This is a genomic window from Massilia sp. 01N410, assembly GCF_056399665.1.
On sequence record NZ_JBFTRV010000003.1, the window covers coordinates 277,938 to 296,903 of the forward strand.

Consider the following 18,966-nt stretch of genomic DNA (forward strand, 5'->3'; position numbering starts at 1 on the left):
CAGCGTGGACGACCAGTCTCCCGGCAGCGAAACCTCGTTCGAGCACGCTGCCTGCGCATTGCTGGTGACGGCGGCAGACGGACTGATCCTGAAGGCGAACGGCGCCGCCTGCGCATGGCTGGGCTACGAGCGGGACGAGCTGGTCGGAAAAGTCCGCATGCGGGACCTGTTACCCGTCGGGGCGCGCCTGTTCTTCAACACGCATTGCCAACCCATCCTGCAGGCGCAGGGTTCGGTTGCCGAGATACAGGTCGACCTGCGCAATCGGAATCAGGTGCGTATGCCCATGCTGCTCAACATCGTGAGGCAGCAGGACGGCGGCCGGATCGTCGATCATTGGGCCTTGTTCAAGGCATCCGACCGGCGCGCCTATGAGCGCGAGCTTTTATTGGCGCGCAAGGCCGCCGAGGCCGCCGAAGCTGAATTGAAGAAGTTGAACGTGCAACTGTCCGCGGCGGATCGCCGCAAGGACGAATTCCTCGCGACCCTGTCGCATGAGTTGCGCAATCCGCTGGCGCCGATGCGCAGCGCCCTCGATGTGCTCAAGCTGAAGTTCGGCCAGGCTGCCGACGACCGGCTGCTGCAGGTCTTCGACCGGCAGCTGCGCCATCTGACGCGGCTCGTCGACGATCTGATGGAAATCTCGCGGATCACGCAAGGCCGTATGCAGCTTCGCCGCGCGCCGGTCGAGGTGTCCGCGCTGGTGCGCAGTGCTGCGCAGGACATGAACGAGACCATGCGGGCCGCGCGCCACACCCTGCGTCTGTTCGTCGATGAGGGGCCGGTCATGGTCGACGGCGATGCGACCAGGCTCGCCCAGGTGGTCGTGAACCTGTTGACGAATGCAGCGAAGTATACGCCGGACGGCGGCGATATCGAACTGCACCTGCGCTGCGCCGGCGAAACGGCGGAGATACGCGTGCGCGACAATGGCATCGGCATTCCCTCCCCGGCGCTCGACACCGTGTTCGACATGTTCTCGCAGCTCGAGCCGGCCCTGGAAAGGGCCAAGGGCGGCCTGGGTATCGGCCTGGCCCTGGTGCGCGGCATCGTGGAGCTTCACGGCGGGCGCATCCGCGCCGAGAGCGACGGCCCCCATCAAGGCAGCACCTTCATCGTGTCCCTGCCGCTGGCGGCCGGCGTCGCCTGCCCGGACGAGGCGCCTTCCGCCGATGTGCTACCCACGCGGGTGCGCGTCATGGTGGTCGACGACAATCAGGACGCCGCCGAGACGCTGGCCATGGCACTCGAGCTGTTCGCCTGCGAAGTCGTGGTCGCGCATTCGGGCGCGCAGGCCCTCGACCTGGTCGGCACCGCCGATCCGGTGCTGGCCCTGCTCGACATCGGCCTGCCCGACATGACCGGCTATGAGCTGGCGCGGCGCTTGCGGCAACTTCCGGGCGGTAGATCGCGCACGCTCATCGCCACCACCGGCTGGGGACAGCAGAAAGACCGCGACCGGGCCTTCGAGGCCGGTTTCGACCATCACCTGACAAAGCCGATCGACTTCGAGCTGCTCAAGCCGCTACTCAATCGTCAAGCTTGAACATGCTGGTGGCCTCCAGGTCCAGCACCACATCGCCATCGCCATCGCCATTGCGCATCACCCACTGCCAGCGCAGGATCCCCAACTGCGGCCGCGAAGCCGATCGCCGCGCCTCGATGACATTCACTTCCAGCATCAGCCGGTCGCCAGGCCGCACCGGATGCGGCCAGCGCAGATAGTTCAGCCCGGGAGAAGCGAAGGACTCGGAACCGGCCAGCAGCTCGCGCGACACCAAACGCATCGCCAGCCCGCAGGTATGCCAGCCGCTGGCGATCAGGCCGCCGAAGGGACCATGGGCCGCAGCCTCCGGGTCGGTATGAAACCACTGGTCGTCGAAGCTGGACGCGAAGTCCACGACCTCGCAGCTGTCCAGCGTGACCGGGCCGAGAACGAAGCGCCCGGCGGCGGCGAGTTCGGCGAACTTCATGCCGGCTCCCCGCCGAACAGCGGCGCACGCTTTTCCTTGATGGCGGCCACGCCCTCGCGCGCGTCGGCGCCGGCAAAGCCCATGAATTCCGCCGCCAGCGAAGCTTCGAAGGCCGGCCAGGCCGCGTGCAGCCAGCCGTTCAGCGCGCGCTTGGTGCCGGCCAGCGCCGACGGGCTGCCCGCCGCCAGCTTGCGCGCGATCGCGAGCGCTTCTTCGTCGACCAGTTCCGGGTCGGTTGCGCGGCTGACCAGGCCGATCCGCTCGGCTTCCTCGCCGCTCAGGGTTTCGCACAGCAGCAGGTAGTACTTGGCCTTCGCCAGGCCGCACAGCAGGGGCCAGATCAGCACGGCGTGGTCGCCGGCGGCGACGCCCAGCCTGGTGTGGCCGTCGATCAGCCTGGCCTTGCGCGAGGCGACCGAAACATCGGCCAGCAGCGCCACCGCCAGGCCGGCGCCGACCGCCGCGCCGTTGATCGCCGAGACGATCGGCTTGCCGCAGGCGATCATGCCGCGCACCAGCTCGCGCGCCTCGTGCATCACGCGCGCACGCACCGCTTCCGATGCCAGCATCTCTTCCACCATCGCCAGCTCGCCGCCGGCGCAGAAGCCCTTGCCTTCGCTGCGCACCAGGATGGCCTTCACGGCGGGATCGGCATCGAGCTCGGCCCAGATCGTGGCCAGGGCCGCGTGGCCGGCCGCATCCACGACCGGCATCGCGCCTTCGGGACCGAAAACGAGGTGGGCGACGCCGTCGGGGTCGAGGGTGACGCGGAAGTTGTGGGTGCCGATGTCGTGGTTCATGCGGGAATCCTTTGCGTCCAGTAGCGCTGCCGCAGCAGGGGACTCACCCGGTAACGCTCGCTGCGATAGGCCTCGAACAGATGGTCGAGCAGGGTCACGACCTGATCGACGCCAAGGCGCTCCAGCCATTCGAAAGGTCCGGCCGGGTAGTTGGTGCCCAGCTTCATGGCCAGGTCGGCGGAGGCGGCATCGCAGACGCCCTGCCAGACCGCGTCCGCGCCCTCGTTGACCAGCATGGCGACGGTGCGCGCCACCAGCAGGCCGGGCACGTCGCGCATGGCGATCGCCTGCCAGCCGCAGGCGCCCAGCACGCGGGCGACATCGGCGCGCGCCGCCGGCCCGACGCCGGGTGCGAAGGCCAGCGCCAGCGCGCCCTCGCCTTCTCCAGGCATCCAGTCGAGCACGCCGGTGTGCCGCTCGCCGCGCCCGGCCGCCACCTGGGCGGCGCTGCGACCGTCGGTAATGTGCATGGCGACGCCGCCGATGCGCAGGCCGTTCCAGCCGCTGTCCGGGGTGCGCGTGAAAGCGATGCCGGCCCGGTCCAGCCGCGCCGCCAGGCTCCCGACCTGCCCGCCCCGGCCCGCCAGCTCCACCGCTTGCGCCAGCGCGACGGTCTCGCGAGGCGCGGGCGGGGCGTGATCCGGCACGCCATCGTAGAAGCCCTTGCCGCTCTTGCGTCCAAGCCTCCCGCCGTCGACCAGCGCCTTCTGCACCAGCGAAGGCAGATAGCGCCGGTCGCCGTAGTTCGCGTCGAACACCGACAGCGTGACCGCATAGTTGATGTCGTGACCGATCAGGTCCATCAGCTCGCAGGGCCCCATCCGGAAGCCGGCGCCGCGCGCCAGCAGGTCGATCTCGGCCGGCGTCGCCGCATGCTCCTGCAGCAGTGCCAGCGCTTCCGCATAGTAGGGACGCGCGATGCGGTTGACGATGAAGCCGGGCGTGGACTTCGCGTGCACCGGCGTCTTGCCCCAGCGCCGGGCGGTCTCGAACACGCTGGCGGCCACGCCGGCGGCGGTTTCCGCGCCGGAGACGACTTCCACCAGCTTCATGGCCGGCACCGGATTGAAGAAATGCATGCCGACCAGCCGCCCGGGATGGCGCATGCCGTTGGCGAGCGCGGTGATCGACAGCGAGGACGTGTTCGACGCCAGGATCGCATCGGGAGAGACCCGCTGCTCCAGCTCGCGCAACAGCGCCCGTTTCGCGCCCAGGTCTTCGGCGATCGCTTCGATCACCAGCGCTGCCCCATCCAGCTCGGCGCTGCCGGCCACCGGCACGATGCGCGCCAGTAGCATCGTGCGTTCGGCTTCGGCCATGCGGCCCTTCGCCACCTGGCCTGCGAGAGAGGCGCCGATCCGCGCCACCGCCTCGGCGGCCGCGCCGGCGCGCAGGTCCAGCAGGCGCACCGGGTGGCCGGCGCTTGCCGCCACCTGGGCGATGCCGGCGCCCATGGTGCCGGCGCCGATCACGCCAACCGGCTGCCCTGCCTCAATAGGTCTCGACATGGAAACGCCCTTCGTTGACCATGCGCGCCTGCAGGCCCGGCCAATCCATGCCGGCCGCCGTGCAGACTTCGCCCAGGGCTTCCAGCACCCCGGTCTCCATGCCTTTCAGGCCGCAGATGTAGAGATAGGTGTCGCCGGCCAGCAGTTCGGCCACCGAGGACCCAGCCGCGCGGATCTTGTCCTGCACATAGGCTTTCGGCTGGTCCGGCAGGCGCGAGAAGGCCAGGTGCATGTCGATGAAGTCGGCCGGCAGTTTCAGGAGCGGGCCAAAATATGGCAGTTCGGCCGGATTGCGGGCGCCGAAGAATAGCATCAGCTTGCCGTCGTGCGGCTTGCCGGCGGCAACCATCCGGCGCCGGTGCTCGGTCATCGCCCGCATCGGCGCGGAGCCGGTGCCGGTGCAGATCATCAGCACGTTCGAACCCGCATGGTTCGGCATCAGGTAGTTCACCCCGAAGGGACCGGCCACCTGCACCGTGGCGCCCTTCGGCAGGTCGCACAGGTAATTGGAGGCGACCCCGCGCACCGGCTGGCCGGCGTGGTCTTCCACCACCCGCTTCACCGTCAGCGCCAGGTTGTTGTAGCCGTCACGCTCGCCGCCGCGCGGGCTGGCCACCGAATACATGCGCATGTAGTGCGGCTTGCCGTTCTCGTCGAGGCCCGGCGGGATGATGCCGATCGACTGGCCCTCGAGGATGGGGAAGGCCTCGGTGCCGAAGTCGAGCACGATATGGTGCACGTCGCTGGCCGCGTCCGGCGCCGTCAGCCGGTAGTTGCCGGCCACCGTCGCCTGCGCCGGGTTCTTCGCCGTGTACAGGTGGGCGTAGGGATGGGCTGCCGACCACGGCGGCATCGGCGACGACACCGACAGCGCCGCATTGGTCTGCACCGTGTCGCCGCCGGCTTCCGGCGACGCGACCGTCTCCTCGATCACGGCCTCGGCATGCTCCTGCTGCGGCGGCAGCTCGTCCCAGCCGAGCTGCTCGCTCAGCGGATAAGCGGCGCCGCGCGGCACCATATGCCAGTGGTCGATCGCGCCGGTCGGGCATGGCGAGACGCAGTTGCCGCAATGGTTGCAGATGTCGGCATCGACCACGTAGTTGCGGCTGTCGTGGGTGATGGCGTCGATCGGACAGGTCTCTTCGCAGGTATTGCAGCGAATGCAGACTTCGGGGTCGATCAGGTGCTGGCGCACCAGGAAGATCGGTTCTGGAGCATTCATGGCGGCGGCTTGATTCACTTAGTTGAAACGCACGTACTCGAAGTCGATCGGCTGCTTGTTGATGCCGACCGGCGGCGGCGCGATCCAGTTGGCCATCTTGCCGGGTTCGATCACGCGGCCCATCAACGAGGCCACATAGGCACGGTCTTCCTCGCTCGGCAGCCAGTTGCGTTCGTTGGCGGCCCATTCGACGTCCGACAGCACGCGCCCGTCCGGCGAGATGCGGTGGCCGGCGAAGCCGCCGATGTGGCGGTTGAAGGCCTTGTTCGGCGCGCTCAGGCGGAACGGCAGGCCGGCCTTCTCGATGATGCGGTTCCAGCGGCCGATGCCGGCGATCGAATCGCGGATGAAGTCGTCGCGCAGCACTTCGTTGAGGGAATTCAGCATCGGGACCTCGCGTTCCGCCAGCGCGCCGTTCGCCACTTCGAGGATGCGGTACTGCCGGTTCTTCAGCAGGTGGTCGTCGTCGCGCCTGGTCTCTTCGTAGCGGCCCTTCAGGCCCGAGCTGTAGAAGGTCGCGGCGTTCGAGGACTGGTCGGCGCCGAACAGGTCGACCGTCACGCTGAAGTGGAAGTTCAGGTAGCGCTGGATGGTCTGCAGGTCGATCACGCCCAGAGCGCGCACCTGCTCCGGGTCTTCCACGCCGTGCTGGCGCATCAGGTCCACGGTGCGCTGGATCACGCGGGCCACCCCGGATTCACCCACGAACATGTGGTGGGCCTCTTCCGTCAGCATGAAGCGGCAGGTGCGCGACAGCGGATCGAAGCCCGATTCGGCCAGCGCGTTCAGCTGGAACTTGCCGTCGCGGTCGGTGAAGTAGGTGAACATGTAGAAGGCCAGCCAGTCCGGGGTCTCCTCGTTGAAGGCTTCGAGGATGCGCGGGTTGTCCTGGTCGCCGGAGTTGCGCTGCAGGAGGGCTTCGGCCTCCTCGCGGCCGTCGCGGCCGAAGTACTTGTGCAGCAGGTAGACCATGGCCCACAGGTGGCGGCCCTCTTCCACGTTAATCTGGAACAGGTTGCGCATGTCGTACTGCGAGGGCGCGGTCAGGCCCAGGTGGCGCTGCTGCTCGACCGAGGCCGGCTCGGTGTCGCCCTGGGTGACGATGATGCGGCGCAGGTTGGCACGGTGCTCGCCCGGCACGTCCTGCCAGGCGGCGCGGCCCTTCTCTTCGCCGAAGTTGATCTTGCGGTCGTTCTCGGCCTGGGCCAGGAAGATGCCCCAGCGGTAGTCCGGCATCTTGACGTGGCCGAAATGGGCCCAGCCGTCCGGCGTGGTGCTGACCGCGGTGCGCAGGTAGACGTCCATATTGGTCGAGCCGTCCGGGCCCATGTCGTTCCACCACTGCAGGTAGTTGGGTTGCCAGTGTTCGAGCGCGCGCTGCAGCGTCTTGTCTTCGGAGAGGTTGACGTTGTTCGGGATCTTGTCGTTGTAGTTAATCGAGCTCACGGTGGTTTCCTTGATAGTGTGGAGAACTGCGTCAGACGCGCTTGAAATCGAACTGGGCCTTGTTGCCCGTGCCGTAGACCTTGAGGGCGCCCAGCTCGCCGACGGCGTTGGGACGGATGAAGATCCAGTTCTGCCACGCGCTCAGGCGCCCGAACACGCGGGTCTCCATGGTCTCGCGGCCGTTGAAGCGCAGGTTGGCTTCCATGCCGGTCAGGGCATCCGGCGACATGCTGGCGCGCTCTTCCAGCGCCAGGCGGGTCTCGTCCGGCCAGTCGATATCGTCGGTGTCGAAGGTCACCAGGCCGAGTGCCGCGGCCTCGCCGGCATCCAGCAGGCGGCCGGCGGTGGCGCGCACGGCGTCGATAGCGGCCGCATCTTCATAGAAACGGCGGGCGACGCGCGATTGCGCCGTGACCATCGGCAGGCGGCCGAAATTCATTTCGCTGACGGCGATCTTCGGCGCGCGTTCGGGATCGTCCGGCAGCGCCAGCATGTAGATGCGGTCGGCCGCCAGCGCCAGCTCCAGCAGCGAGCCGGCAAAGCAGGAGCCTTCCTCGATGAAGGCGAACAGGGAACGCGAGGACACGTCCAGGCGGGCGAAGGTGCGGCGCATCAGGCCGACCGTCTCGCGCACCAGCCAGTGGCCGGCATGCGCGGCCAGGGTGGCGTCGATCGACAGCATCGTCCGGGCGTCGCCGGCGGTCTTGAGGATCCAGGTGCCGACCTCCAGTTCATTGATGCGCAGGTGCAGGATGGCGTCGTCGAGTTCGCGCGCCATGCGCAGCGGCCACCAGTTGACACCCGCGGCCTCGATGCCGGCGGCATCCTGGGGCTGGGCGGCCTGGGGCGCGCGTACCGTCAAGGTGGCGTTGCGGGCCGCGCGGTCGATGTTGATGCTCACGTAGGCGTAGTCGATCGTGTCCGGGCCGGCCGTCTTCTCGAGCGGGACCAGCTTGACGCCGGTGGCCTGGGCCGGACGCAGGCTGCCCTCGGCCAGCGCCAGCGCGCGGCGGCGCACGGTGTCGGCGAACTGCGCCGGCTTGGCCACTTCGTCGACCAGCTTCCAGTCCTTGGCCTTCTGGCCGCGCACGCCTTCCGAGGTGGTGCAGAAGATGTCGGCCAGGTCGTGCCTCACCTTGCGCTTGTCGGTCAGACGGGTCAGGCCGCCGGTACCGGGCAGCACGCCGAGCAGCGGCACTTCCGGCAGGCTCACCGAGGACGAGCGGTCGTCCACCAGGATGATCTCGTCGCATGCCGCCGCCAGTTCGTAGCCCCCGCCCGCGCAGGCGCCGTTCACGGCCGCCACGAACTTCAGGCCGTCGTGGCGGCTGGAGTCTTCGAGGCCGTTGCGGGTCTCGTTGGTGAATTTGCAGAAGTTGACCTTCCAGGGGTGGCTCGATTTGCCGAGCATGAAGATGTTGGCGCCCGAGCAGAAGATGCGGTCGCGGCCGCTCGTCACCACCACCGTGCGCACCGTCGGGTGTTCGAAGCGGATCCGCTGCACCGCGTCGTGCAATTCGATGTCGACCCCGAGGTCATAAGAATTGAGCTTCAGTTTATAGCCTTCCTTCAGGCCGCCGTCCTCGTCGATGAGCATGGTCAGCGTGGCGATCTCGCCATCGACTGCCAGGCTCCAGTGCTTGTAACGGTCCGGCGAGGTTGAATAATCGATCTGCGGTGCGGTGCTCATGAGATGGTCCCCTGGTGAAATATGGTGCATTCATCTTCCGTTTAAAGCACTATATTGCATGTCAATTGGGGCGTCAAGAAAAAACCTGCATCCGACCGCGCAAAAAAAAGCGCCGGCATCGTGCCGGCGCCCGTTTTCAGAAGAGAAGCGCCCTACAGCGCCACGTTGTCGCGCAGCTGCTCCAGCAGGCCCACGTAGGCGGTCTCGAGGGTCATGTCGCTGGTGTCGAAGCTGAAGTCGGCCTTGGAATAGAAGGCGGCGCGGCTCTCGAGGATGCTTTTGAGGTCCTCCATGGCTTCGCGGTTGCCGCTCATCGGGCGGGTGTCGCCCTGGGCCAGCACGCGCGCCATGTGGTCCTTCGGCGCCGCCTGCACCCACACCGTATAGCAGTGCGACAGCAGCAGCTTGTAGGTGGCCGGATCGGACACGATGCCGCCCGGGGTGGCGATCACGGCGCGCGGGTGGCGCTGGATGATGTCTTCGAGGGCCCGGCGCTCGTAGCGGCGGTAGGCGCTGGGGCCGTACAGCGCATGGATCTCGGCGATGCCGCAGCCGGCCAGCACCTCGACTTCGCGCCCCAGTTCCACGAAGGGCACCATCCAGTAGTCGGCCAGCATGCGGCCCAGGCTGGACTTGCCCGCCCCGCGCAGGCCGATCAGGGCGATCCGCTGCCGGCGCACCGTTTCGCTGGTGGGAGCATCGAACAGGCCGGCCAGCGCGGCGCGCGCCCTGGCCAGCTCCTCGTCGGTGCGGCCACGCAGGATCTCGCGGATCATCAGCCATTCGGGCGAGGTCGCGGTCTCGTCGCCGATCATTTCGGCCAGCGTGCAATTGAGGACGGAGGTGATCTGGCGCAGGAACTGGATCGAGGCATTGCCGACGCCCGACTCGACGTTCGCCAGGTGGCGCTCGGACACGTCGGCCAGCCGGGCCAGCGCCTTGCGCGTGAGGCCGCGGCGCGAACGCAGGGCGCGCACCCGCTCGCCGAGCGCGATCAGGAATGGGTCTTTTTCTTCTTGGGATAAACCGTCTGTGCTGAGCTGCGGTGCTGTCATTCTGAATTCCATCAAAAGTACTGCCCCTTCGGGACTATCCGCCAATTATCTCACCACTGCATGCGGCAAGACGGCACATGAAATATACCTCAAACAAGGCTTGACTCATGCAACATAATACACCTACACTCTTTTCGAACGCACTATATCTCCGATCTTTCCCGCTTGATTCGCCATATCAGCTCAGGGGTTTTGAATGGACGTTTCCGCTTTCCAGCAATTGATCACCCGGGTGACCGAGGAAATCGACGGTATCCCGCTCGGTTCCGCACTCGAATCCCATCTCAACGCCCAGCACGGCGCCGGCAGCGAGCTCTATGAAAAGATCGCCGACGCCTGCATGACCGGCGTGCGCGAAGGCTGGCTGTGCAAGCGCGAAGGCGGCGGCATCCGCTACGGCCGCGTGCTGAAGGCGACGCCGGCCACCCACGGCTTCAGCGTCGACGTGGTCGACATGCAGGACATCGCCGGCCCGCATCACGTGCATCCGAACGGCGAGATCGACCTGATCATGCCGCTCACTCCGGACGCCTGCTTCGACGGCCGCCCCGCCGGCTGGTGCGTGTACGAAGCCGGCAGCGCGCACGCGCCGACGGTCACGCAAGGCCGCGCCCTCGTCCTTTACCTGCTGCCGCAGGGCGCGATCGAATTCACGCCCGCCACTGCCACTGCTTAAAAAGACGATATGACGATCTTCCTGCACAACTACCTGGGCGGCGTACGCCAGGATGCGGCCGACGCCGTCCACCTGCTCCGCGATCCGGTCACCGGCGAAGCGCTGGCCGCCACCGGCGGCCGCGCCGAAGGACTCGAACAGGGCTTCGCCTTCGCCCGCGACAGCGGACGCGCGGCGCTGCAGGCGATGAGCTACGGCCAGCGCGCCGCCATGCTGGGCGAGGTGCTCAAGGTGCTGCAGGCGAACCGCGACGAGTATTATGCGATCGCCCAGGCCAATTCCGGCACCACCCAGGCCGATTCGGCGGTCGACATCGAAGGCGCGGCCTTCACCCTGAACTACTACGCCAAGCTGGGCACCTCGCTGGGCGATGCCCGCCTGCTGCTCGACGGCTCGGCCGCCGCCCTCGCCAGCGACGGCTCCTTCCAGTCCCAGCACATCCTGGCGCCCGTGCGCGGCCTGGCCCTGTTCATCAATGCCTTCAATTTCCCGGCCTGGGGCTTGTGGGAAAAGGCGGCGCCGGCCTTGCTGTCCGGCGTGCCGGTGGTGATCAAGCCGGCCACCGTCACCGCCTGGCTGACCCAGCGCATGGTGGCGGACGTGATCGAGGCCGGCGTGCTGCCGCCGGGCGCGCTGTCGATCGTGTGCGGTTCATCAAGCGGCCTGCTGGACGCCCTCGAAGCCTTCGACGTGCTGTCCTTCACGGGCTCCGCCGACACCGCCGCCTTGATCCGTTCCCACGCCGGCGTGGTGCGCCACTCGATACGCCTGAACATCGAGGCCGACAGCCTGAATTCCTCCATCCTGGCCGAGAGCGCCCAGCCAGGCTCGCCCGCCTTCGAACTCTACGTCAAGGAACTGGTGCGCGAGATGACGACCAAGAGCGGCCAGCGCTGCACCGCGATCCGCCGCGCGCTGGTGCCGGCCCGCCTGTTCGACGCCGTGGCCGAGGCGGTGGGCGCGCGCCTGGCCCAGGTCAGCGTGGGCAATCCGCGCAATCCCGAAGTAAGGATGGGCTCCCTGGTCAGCCGCGAACAGTTCGACAGCGTCCGGAACGGGATCGCCACCCTCGCCGGCGAGGCGCGGGTTCTGCACGACGGCCGCAATCGAGTCCTGGTCGACGCCGACCCGGCGGTGGCCGCCTGCGTGGCGCCGACCCTGCTCGGCCTGCCGGACGGCGATGCCGCGCGCCTGGTGCACGAACACGAAGTCTTCGGCCCGGTCTCGACCCTGCTGGGCTACCGCGACGCCGCGCATGCGCTGGCGCTCAGCCACCGCGGCCTGGGTTCGCTGGTGACCTCCGTGTTCGGCGAGGACGAATCCTGGCTGGCCGCGGCCGCGCCGCTGCTGGCGGCTTCCCACGGCCGGGTGCACCTGGTGACGCCGGACGTGGGCAAGACCCAGACCGGCCACGGCAACGTGATGCCGGCCTCGATCCACGGCGGTCCCGGCCGGGCCGGCGGCGGCGAGGAACTGGGCGGCCTGCGCGGCCTGGCCTTCTACCACCGCCGCAGCGCCGTGCAGGGTTCGCCCTCGGCCCTGGCCTTGACGACGCGCGAGGCGGTCCAGCTTCGTCTGGACTAGGCGGCGCATATATAAAACGGGACGCGTGGACGGCGCGATCCCGGCAAAGGAGACATGATGGACCATCACAGCATCACCTTGCCGCAGCAGTTCAACTTCGCACGGCACATCCTGGCCCTCAACGCCGACCGCGCCGAAAAGACCGCCTTCATCGACGACCGCGGCAGCCTCAGTTACGGCGAACTCGACCGCCGCGTGCGCAGCTTCGCAGCAAGCCTGCTGGCGCGCGGCATCCAGCCGGAGCAGCGCGTGCTGCTGGTGATGCAGGACACGGTGGACCTGCCGGTGGCGCTGCTGGGCGCCATGTTCGCCGGCGTGATCCCGGTGCCGGTCAACACCCTGCTGCCGGCCGCCGACTATGCCTATATGATCGACCACAGCCGCGCCAAGGCCATCGTCGCCAGCGCGGCCCTGCTGCCCTGCGTGCGCGAAGCCCTCGCCGCGGCCCGCGGCAAGCCCGAACTGATCGCCGCCGGCGACGTCGTCGACGCCTCCCTGCCGCACATGGACGCCCTGCTCGACATTGCCCCGCTGGCCGCCGACGCCCACGCCGACACCTGCGCCGACGACTTCGCCTTCTGGCTGTACTCGTCCGGCTCGACCGGCCGCCCGAAAGGCGCGGTGCATTCGCACGCCAACCTGTTCTGGACCGCGGAGCTGTACGCCAAGCCCATCCTCGGCATCAACAGCGAGGACATCGTCTTTTCCGCCGCCAAGCTGTTCTTCGCCTATGGCCTCGGCAACGCCCTGACCTTCCCGCTCAGCGTCGGCGCCACCGTGGTGCTGATGGCGGAGCGCCCGACCCCGCAGGCCGTGTTCGCGCGCCTGACCCGTCACCGCGCGACCATCTTCGGCGGCGTGCCGACCCTGTACGTGGCGATGCTGGCTTCGGCCGACCCGCCGCCGCGCGAACAGGTGGCGCTGCGGGTCTGCACCTCGGCCGGCGAGGCGCTGCCGCGCGAAGTCGGCCAGGCTTTCCGCGACCACTTCGGCTGCGACATCCTGGATGGCCTGGGATCGACCGAGATGCTGCACATCTTCGTCTCGAACCGCGCCGGCGACGTCCGCTACGGCAGCTCCGGATTCCCGGTGCCCGGCTACGAGGTCGAGCTGCGCGGCGACGACGACCGCCCGGTGGCGTCGGGCGAGATCGGCGACCTGTACGTGCGCGGCCCCAGCGCCGCCCTGCTCTACTGGTCGAACCGCGAAAAGAGCCGCGCCACCTTCCAGGGCGAATGGCTCAAGAGCGGCGACAAGTACATCATGGAGTCCGACGGCCGCCTGGTGTATGCGGGCCGCAGCGACGACATGCTGAAGGTCAGCGGCCAGTACGTGTCGCCGATCGAGGTCGAGGCCGCGCTCACGGCCCACCCGGCGGTGCTCGAGTGCGCCGTGGTCGGCAAGCAGGATGCCGACGGCCTGACCAAGACCGCCGCCTACGTCGTGCTGGGCAAGGACCGCCAGCCCGACGATCTGCTGGCCGACGAGCTGAAGGCCTTCGTCAAGGGACGGCTGGCGCCGCACAAGTATCCGCGCGAGCTGGTGTTCGTGGCCGACCTGCCGAAGACGGCGACCGGCAAGATCCAGCGCTACCGCCTGCGCAGCGCGGTCTGAGGCTGCCATGTCCGCTTTCGCCAGGCTGGACCTGGACGGCATCCCGCTGAGCCTCGAATACCAGTGGGTCGGCGCGGCCGAATCGGCGCACCCGACGGTCGTGTTCCTGCACGAGGGCCTTGGCTCGATCGCGCTGTGGAAGGATTTTCCGGAGCGCTTCTGTGCTGCCTGCGGCCTGCGCGGCCTGGTGTACTCGCGCAAGGGCTACGGCCGCTCGACGCCGCGCCCGCACGAGGAGCGCTGGACTGTCGACTTCATGCACCGCCAGGCCTGGCAGGTATTGCCCGCGCTGCTGGCCGAACTGGGCATCGAGCGCCCATGGCTGTTCGGCCACAGCGACGGCGGCTCGATCGCCCTGCTGCATGCGGCGCGCTTCCCGGTCAGCGGCCTGGTGGTGGCCGCGCCCCACATCATGGTCGAGGAGCTGTCGGTGGCATCCATCGCCGAGGCCCGCGCGGCCTACCTGCAGGGCGGCCTGCGCGAGCGCCTGGCGCGCTACCACGACGACATCGACTCGGCCTTCTGGGGCTGGAACGACATCTGGCTGGACCCGGCCTTCCGCGCCTGGGACATCCGCGAACACCTGGCTGCCATCGACGCGCCCATCCTTGCGGTCCAGGGCGAGGACGACGAATACGGCACGCTGGAACAGATCCACGGCATCGCGAGACTGGCGCCGCAGACGCGCCTGCTCGTGCTGCCGGATTGCGGTCACTCGCCTCATCGTGACCAACCCGGGAAGCTCATCGACGAAGCCACCCGGTTCATGATCGGCACCGCCTGATCGCCCCATAACAACCAGGAGACACTTCATGCACCTTCCAGCCACTCTGCGCACCACCGCCGCCGCGGTCGCCCTGTTCGCCGCCGGTCTTGCCGGCGCCCAGAACAATGCCCCGATCAAGGTCGGCTTCATGCTGCCGGCCACCGGCACCTACGCCAATCTCGGCACCATGATCGAGAACGGATTCAAGCTGCACGTCGCCGAACAGGGCGGCAAGCTGGGAGGCCGCGAAGTCCAGTACTTCAAGGTCGACGACGAGTCGGATCCGGCCAAGGCCAGCGACAACGTCAACAAGCTGATCAAGCGCGACAAGGTCGACGTGCTGGTCGGCACCGTGCACTCGGGCGTGGCGGCGACGATGGCCAAGGCGGCCAAGGAAAGCAAGACCATCCTGATCGTGCCGAACGCCGGCGCCGACGTGATCACCGGGCCGATGTGCGGTCCGAACATCTTCCGCACCTCGTTCAGCAACTGGCAGCCGGCTTTCGCGATGGGCAAGGTGGCGGCCGAGCGCGGGCACAAGAAGGTCGTGACGGTCACCTGGAACTATGCGGCGGGCCAGGAATCCGTGAAGGGCTTCACCGAAGCCTTCGAAAAAGGCGGCGGCAAGGTAACCGGTAACCTGACCCTGCCCTTCCCGAACGTCGAGTTCCAGGCCCTGCTGACCCAGATCGCCGCCGACAAGCCGGACGCCGTCTATGTGTTCTTCGCCGGCGGCGGTGCCGTGAAATTCGTCAAGGACTACGTGGCCGCGGGCCTGAACAAGACCATTCCGCTGTACGGCGCCGGCTTCCTGACCGACGGCACCCTCGAAGCCCAGGGCGCCGCCGCCCAGGGCCTGTACACGACCCTGCACTATGCGGACAAGCTGAACACGCCGCGCGACAACGCCTTCCGCGCCGCCTTCACCAAGGCCTATAACCTCGACGCCGACGTCTACGCTGTGCAGGGCTACGACGCCGCCCAGCTGCTGGCGACGGGCCTGAAGAGCGTCGGCGGCGACATCGACGGCAAGCGCGATGCCCTGCTGAAGGCCATGCACACCGCCACGATCGACAGCCCGCGCGGCAAGTTCACGCTGTCGGCGGCCAACAACCCGGTCCAGGACATCTACCTGCGCCAGGTGGTCGGCGGCGACAACGTGGTCAAGGGCGTGGCCATCAAGGCGCTGGCCGATCCGGCGCGCGGCTGCCGTCCGTTCTGATGGATTTCCCGACCTTCCTGGTCCAGTGCCTGAACGCGATCCAGTACGGCTTGCTGCTGTTCCTGGTCGCGAGCGGGCTGACCCTGATCTTCGGCATCATGGGCGTGATCAATCTCGCCCATGGCAGCTTCTACATGATCGGGGCCTACCTGGCCTACCTGCTGGCGCCGATGTTCGGCGACCATTTCATCACCATGCTGGTGGCGGGCATGCTGATGGCGGCCGCCTTCGGCTTCGTGCTCGAATGGGTCTTCTTCAGCTTCCTGTACGGGCGCGACCACCTGCAGCAGGTGCTGATGACCTATGCGCTCATCCTGGTGTTCGAAGAGCTGCGCAGCATCCTGGTCGGCAACGAGGTGCACGGGGTGCAGGCGCCATCCTGGCTGGCCGGCGGCGTCTCGCTGGGCGGCATGATGACGTATCCGGCCTATAACCTGTTCGCCTCGGCGGCCTGCCTGGCGGTCGCCTTCGCGCTGTACTGGGTGGTCAACCGCACGCGCCTGGGCATGATGGTGCGCGCCGGCGCCAGCAACCGCGACATGACCCGCGGCCTCGGGATCAATATCCGCCTGCTGTACCGCGCGGTGTTCGCCGGCGGCGTGGCGCTGGCCGCCCTGGCCGGCATGATCGCGGCGCCCGCCGCCTCGGTCTATCCGGGCATGGGCGGCGGCGTGCTGATCATGTGCTTCGTGGTGGTGGTCATCGGCGGCATCGGCTCGATTTCCGGCGCCCTGCTGGCGGCGCTGCTGGTCGGCTTCGTCGACACCTTCGGCAAGGTCTTCTTCGCGCAACTGTCGGGCATCGGCGTCTATGTGCTGATGGCGGTCATCCTGATCTGGCGCCCCCAGGGCCTGAGAAACAAAGGATTTTGAGATGCATTCTTCCGTCCCCCTCGCGGCAGGCGCCGTCGCACCGCGTGCGCGCTGGCGCGGCGACTGGCTGGCGCCGGCCGCCGTCGCCGTCGTCCTGGCCTTCGCGCCGCTGGTGCTCGAGACCTATTACCAGGAACTGGTGATGAAGATCGTCATCTACGCGATCTTCGCCCTCAGCCTCGAACTGCTGGCCGGCACCACCGGCCTGGTCAGCCTCGGGCACGCGGCCTTCTTCGGCATCGGCGCCTACGCCACCGCGCTGGCCGCGCCCCAGTACGAGGCTGGTTCGCCGCTGCTGCTGCTCGGACTGTCGATGCTGGCCGCGGCCGCGTATGCGCTGCTGGTCGGCGCGCTCAGCCTGCGCACGCGCGAAGTCTATTTCATCATGGTGACCCTGGCCTTCGCCCAGATGGCCTACTTCGTGTTCCACGACACCCCGATCGGCGGCGGCAGCGACGGCATGTACCTGATGATGCGCCCGGTGCTCAAGGCCGGCGACACGGTGCTGGCCGACTTCGAACAGCCGCTCCACCTCTACTTCGCCGCCCTCGGCCTGCTGGTGCTGTGCTACGCCTTCCTCGCGCTGGTGCTGCGCTCGCGCTTCGGGCATGCGCTGGCGGGCATCCGCATCAACGAGCAGCGCATGCGCGCGGCCGGCTTCCAGACCTACCGCTACAAGCTGGCCGCCTTCGTGCTGGCGGGCGCGCTGGCGGGCGTGGCGGGCTTCCTCTACGTCTCGAAGAACGGCGTGGTCAACCCGGAACTGCTGTCCTGGCACGAGTCTGGCGCGGTGCTGATGATGATCATCCTCGGCGGCCTGGGCTCGCTGCGCGGGGCCGTGATCGGCGCCGCCGCCTTCGTGCTGCTCAAGGAATTCTATTCGTCCGAAGCGCTGCTCGGCCCGGCCATCGCCGGACGCTGGCAACTGACCCTCGGCCTGACCATGATCGCCTTCGTCGCCCTGTTGCCGAAGGGGCTGGTCGGCATCGGCCGGCGCTTCTCCCTCAAGCGGGGCCGCCCATGAGCGACCAGAGCATGAGCGCCACTCCCCTGATGCAGGCCAGCGGCCTGACGCGCCGCTTCGGCGGCCTGGTCGCCGTCGACGGCGTCTCGATCGACCTGCACTGCGGCCAGGTGCACGCGGTGATCGGCACCAACGGCGCCGGCAAGTCGACCCTGATCAACCTGCTGTCCGGCGAAATCCCGCTGTCCTCCGGCCAGATCCGCCTCGACGGCAGGGACATCACCGGGCTGTCGCAGCCGCGCCGCGCGCGCTCGGGCGTGGGCCGCAGCTACCAGCGCACCACGATCTTCCCGGCCCTGTCGGTGCTGGAGAACTGCCGGCTCGCGGCCCAGGCCGCGCGCCAGAAGCCCTGGAGCCTGTGGCAGGGTGCCCAGTCCTGCCGCGCCAGCCTCGAGGAGGCGCGCGCCGCGCTGGACGCCACCGGCCTGTCCGACGCCCTCCACCTGAACGCCGGCAGCATGAGCCACGGGAAGAAGCGCCAGCTCGAAATCGCCATGTGCCTCGCCACCGCGCCCCAGGTGCTGCTGCTCGACGAGCCGCTGGCCGGCATGGGCGCCGAGGAGAGCGAACGCATGCTGGCCATGCTGGAGCGCCTGCGCCCCGGCCACGCCATCCTGCTGGTCGAGCACGACATGGATGCGGTATTCCGCGTGGCCGACCGCATCACGGTGATGGTCAACGGCGCCGTGATCGCCAGCGGCTCGCCCGCCGACGTGCGCTCCAGCCCCGAGGTGCAGCGCGCCTACCTGGGCGACGCCCATGCCTGAAACGTCCACGCCCCGACACCGAGAGGTTTGCCTTGCTCCAGATTAGCGCACTGAACACCTATTACGGCGACAGCCACATCCTGCAGGGGGTCGACCTCGAGATCGCGCCGGGCACCGCGGTCGGCCTGCTCGGCCGTAACGGCATGGGCAAGACCACCCTGATCCGCTCGCTGATGGGCTATGTGCCGGCGGCGTCCGGCACGGTGAGCTGGCGCGGGCGCGAGGTAACGGGCAACGCGCCGGAACGCATGGCGCGGCTCGGCATCGGCTACGTGCCCGAAGGGCGCGGCATCTTCCCCAACCTGTCGGTGCGCGAGAACCTGGTGATGACGGCGCGCCGCGGCCCCGGCGGGCGCAATGACTGGACTTACGAGCGCGTGCTGGACATCTTCCCGCGCCTGGCCGAGCGTCTCGGCCACGGCGGCCACCAGCTGTCCGGCGGCGAGCAGCAGATGCTGTCGATCGGCCGCGCGCTGATGACGAATCCGGACCTGATGATCCTCGACGAGGCGACCGAAGGCCTGGCCCCGCTGATCGTGGCGGAGATCTGGCGCGTGATCGCGGAGATCGGCAAGACCGGCATCAGCACCCTGATCGTCGACCGCAACTACCATGCGGTGCTCTCGCATACCGATTCCGCGGTGGTGCTGGAAAAGGGCCAGGTGGTGGCGCGCGGCGGCTCGGCCGGGCTGCTGGCCGAACCGGACACGCTGGCGCGCTATCTGGGGGTGTGATCGCTTCAGGGCT

At 68.2% G+C, this 18,966-nt stretch carries 17 protein-coding genes; 10 read left to right on the plus strand and 7 right to left on the minus strand.

What is annotated here, in order from left to right; all coding sequences use genetic code 11:
• Nucleotides 1–4 precede the first annotated feature (4 nt).
• Nucleotides 5–1,546: a hybrid sensor histidine kinase/response regulator gene (locus AC1DOP_RS06235; RefSeq protein ID WP_441933768.1), complete on the plus strand. Its 1,542-nt coding sequence runs from the start codon at nt 5–7 to the stop codon at nt 1,544–1,546.
• Here AC1DOP_RS06235 and AC1DOP_RS06240 read toward each other — a convergent pair.
• From AC1DOP_RS06240 to AC1DOP_RS06270, 7 genes are all read right to left on the minus strand, one after another.
• Nucleotides 1,530–1,973 carry a MaoC family dehydratase gene (locus tag AC1DOP_RS06240; RefSeq protein ID WP_441933770.1) on the minus strand — a complete coding sequence of 148 codons (444 nt, stop codon included), beginning with the start codon at nt 1,971–1,973 and terminating at the stop codon, nt 1,530–1,532. The two genes, AC1DOP_RS06235 and AC1DOP_RS06240, sit on opposite strands and share 17 nt — an antisense overlap.
• Nucleotides 1,970–2,773, minus strand: a complete 804-nt coding sequence (locus tag AC1DOP_RS06245; RefSeq protein ID WP_441933772.1) for an enoyl-CoA hydratase/isomerase family protein — start codon at nt 2,771–2,773, stop codon at nt 1,970–1,972. Before AC1DOP_RS06245 ends, AC1DOP_RS06240 begins: the two co-directional genes overlap by 4 nt.
• Nucleotides 2,770–4,281, minus strand: coding sequence for a 3-hydroxyacyl-CoA dehydrogenase (locus AC1DOP_RS06250; protein WP_477250451.1), 1,512 nt, complete (start codon nt 4,279–4,281; stop codon nt 2,770–2,772). Before AC1DOP_RS06250 ends, AC1DOP_RS06245 begins: the two co-directional genes overlap by 4 nt.
• Nucleotides 4,265–5,503, minus strand: coding sequence for a benzoyl-CoA 2,3-epoxidase subunit BoxA (gene boxA, locus AC1DOP_RS06255; protein ID WP_477250453.1), 1,239 nt, complete (start codon nt 5,501–5,503; stop codon nt 4,265–4,267). Before boxA ends, AC1DOP_RS06250 begins: the two co-directional genes overlap by 17 nt.
• Before the next feature lie 18 nt (nt 5,504–5,521).
• Nucleotides 5,522–6,949: a benzoyl-CoA 2,3-epoxidase subunit BoxB gene (gene boxB / locus AC1DOP_RS06260; RefSeq protein WP_477250455.1), complete on the minus strand. Its 1,428-nt coding sequence runs from the start codon at nt 6,947–6,949 to the stop codon at nt 5,522–5,524.
• Nucleotides 6,950–6,980: 31 nt separating this feature from the next.
• Nucleotides 6,981–8,639, minus strand: a complete 1,659-nt coding sequence (gene boxC, locus AC1DOP_RS06265; RefSeq protein WP_477250457.1) for a 2,3-epoxybenzoyl-CoA dihydrolase — start codon at nt 8,637–8,639, stop codon at nt 6,981–6,983.
• Between the two features lie 152 nt (nt 8,640–8,791).
• On the minus strand, nt 8,792–9,694 hold the full coding sequence (locus AC1DOP_RS06270; RefSeq protein WP_477250459.1) for a helix-turn-helix transcriptional regulator: 903 nt from the start codon (nt 9,692–9,694) through the stop codon (nt 8,792–8,794).
• Between the two features lie 196 nt (nt 9,695–9,890).
• Here AC1DOP_RS06270 and AC1DOP_RS06275 point away from each other — a divergent pair, with 196 nt between their 5' ends.
• From AC1DOP_RS06275 to AC1DOP_RS06315, 9 genes are read left to right on the plus strand one after another with little or no spacing between them, the layout of a single operon-like run.
• Nucleotides 9,891–10,370 (plus strand): DUF4863 family protein, encoded by a 480-nt coding sequence (locus AC1DOP_RS06275; protein ID WP_477250461.1) that lies wholly within the window; start codon nt 9,891–9,893, stop codon nt 10,368–10,370.
• Between the two features lie 9 nt (nt 10,371–10,379).
• Complete coding sequence (locus tag AC1DOP_RS06280; RefSeq protein ID WP_477250463.1) at nt 10,380–11,954, plus strand: 3,4-dehydroadipyl-CoA semialdehyde dehydrogenase; 1,575 nt, start codon at nt 10,380–10,382, stop codon at nt 11,952–11,954.
• Between the two features lie 54 nt (nt 11,955–12,008).
• Nucleotides 12,009–13,568: a benzoate-CoA ligase family protein gene (locus tag AC1DOP_RS06285; RefSeq protein ID WP_477250465.1), complete on the plus strand. Its 1,560-nt coding sequence runs from the start codon at nt 12,009–12,011 to the stop codon at nt 13,566–13,568.
• A 7-nt stretch (nt 13,569–13,575) separates the two neighbouring features.
• A complete protein-coding gene (locus tag AC1DOP_RS06290) occupies nt 13,576–14,352 on the plus strand; it encodes an alpha/beta fold hydrolase (protein ID WP_477250467.1) in 777 nt (258 codons plus the stop codon).
• Nucleotides 14,353–14,380: 28 nt separating this feature from the next.
• Complete coding sequence (locus AC1DOP_RS06295) at nt 14,381–15,556, plus strand: ABC transporter substrate-binding protein (protein WP_477250469.1); 1,176 nt, start codon at nt 14,381–14,383, stop codon at nt 15,554–15,556.
• Nucleotides 15,556–16,428 carry a branched-chain amino acid ABC transporter permease gene (locus tag AC1DOP_RS06300; protein WP_477250471.1) on the plus strand — a complete coding sequence of 291 codons (873 nt, stop codon included), beginning with the start codon at nt 15,556–15,558 and terminating at the stop codon, nt 16,426–16,428. Before AC1DOP_RS06295 ends, AC1DOP_RS06300 begins: the two co-directional genes overlap by 1 nt.
• 1 nt (nt 16,429) lies before the next feature.
• Nucleotides 16,430–17,452: a branched-chain amino acid ABC transporter permease gene (locus AC1DOP_RS06305; protein WP_441933794.1), complete on the plus strand. Its 1,023-nt coding sequence runs from the start codon at nt 16,430–16,432 to the stop codon at nt 17,450–17,452.
• Complete coding sequence (locus AC1DOP_RS06310; RefSeq protein WP_477250474.1) at nt 17,449–18,219, plus strand: ABC transporter ATP-binding protein; 771 nt, start codon at nt 17,449–17,451, stop codon at nt 18,217–18,219. Before AC1DOP_RS06305 ends, AC1DOP_RS06310 begins: the two co-directional genes overlap by 4 nt.
• Before the next feature lie 32 nt (nt 18,220–18,251).
• Nucleotides 18,252–18,953, plus strand: a complete 702-nt coding sequence (locus tag AC1DOP_RS06315) for an ABC transporter ATP-binding protein (RefSeq protein ID WP_477250476.1) — start codon at nt 18,252–18,254, stop codon at nt 18,951–18,953.
• Nucleotides 18,954–18,966: the final 13 nt, after the last annotated feature.

Coding starts and splice junctions, on each gene's coding strand:
- AC1DOP_RS06275 (WP_477250461.1), top strand. CDS start 9,891: ATGGACGTTTCCGCTTTCCAGCAATTGATCACCCGGGTGACCGAGGAA.
- boxC (WP_477250457.1), bottom strand. CDS start 8,639: ATGAGCACCGCACCGCAGATCGATTATTCAACCTCGCCGGACCGTTAC.
- AC1DOP_RS06250 (WP_477250451.1), bottom strand. CDS start 4,281: ATGTCGAGACCTATTGAGGCAGGGCAGCCGGTTGGCGTGATCGGCGCC.
- AC1DOP_RS06285 (WP_477250465.1), top strand. CDS start 12,009: ATGATGGACCATCACAGCATCACCTTGCCGCAGCAGTTCAACTTCGCA.
- AC1DOP_RS06300 (WP_477250471.1), top strand. CDS start 15,556: ATGGATTTCCCGACCTTCCTGGTCCAGTGCCTGAACGCGATCCAGTAC.
- AC1DOP_RS06310 (WP_477250474.1), top strand. CDS start 17,449: ATGAGCGACCAGAGCATGAGCGCCACTCCCCTGATGCAGGCCAGCGGC.
- AC1DOP_RS06295 (WP_477250469.1), top strand. CDS start 14,381: ATGCACCTTCCAGCCACTCTGCGCACCACCGCCGCCGCGGTCGCCCTG.
- AC1DOP_RS06245 (WP_441933772.1), bottom strand. CDS start 2,773: ATGAACCACGACATCGGCACCCACAACTTCCGCGTCACCCTCGACCCC.
- AC1DOP_RS06240 (WP_441933770.1), bottom strand. CDS start 1,973: ATGAAGTTCGCCGAACTCGCCGCCGCCGGGCGCTTCGTTCTCGGCCCG.
- boxA (WP_477250453.1), bottom strand. CDS start 5,503: ATGAATGCTCCAGAACCGATCTTCCTGGTGCGCCAGCACCTGATCGAC.
- AC1DOP_RS06290 (WP_477250467.1), top strand. CDS start 13,576: ATGTCCGCTTTCGCCAGGCTGGACCTGGACGGCATCCCGCTGAGCCTC.
- AC1DOP_RS06305 (WP_441933794.1), top strand. CDS start 16,430: ATGCATTCTTCCGTCCCCCTCGCGGCAGGCGCCGTCGCACCGCGTGCG.
- AC1DOP_RS06270 (WP_477250459.1), bottom strand. CDS start 9,694: ATGACAGCACCGCAGCTCAGCACAGACGGTTTATCCCAAGAAGAAAAA.
- AC1DOP_RS06280 (WP_477250463.1), top strand. CDS start 10,380: ATGACGATCTTCCTGCACAACTACCTGGGCGGCGTACGCCAGGATGCG.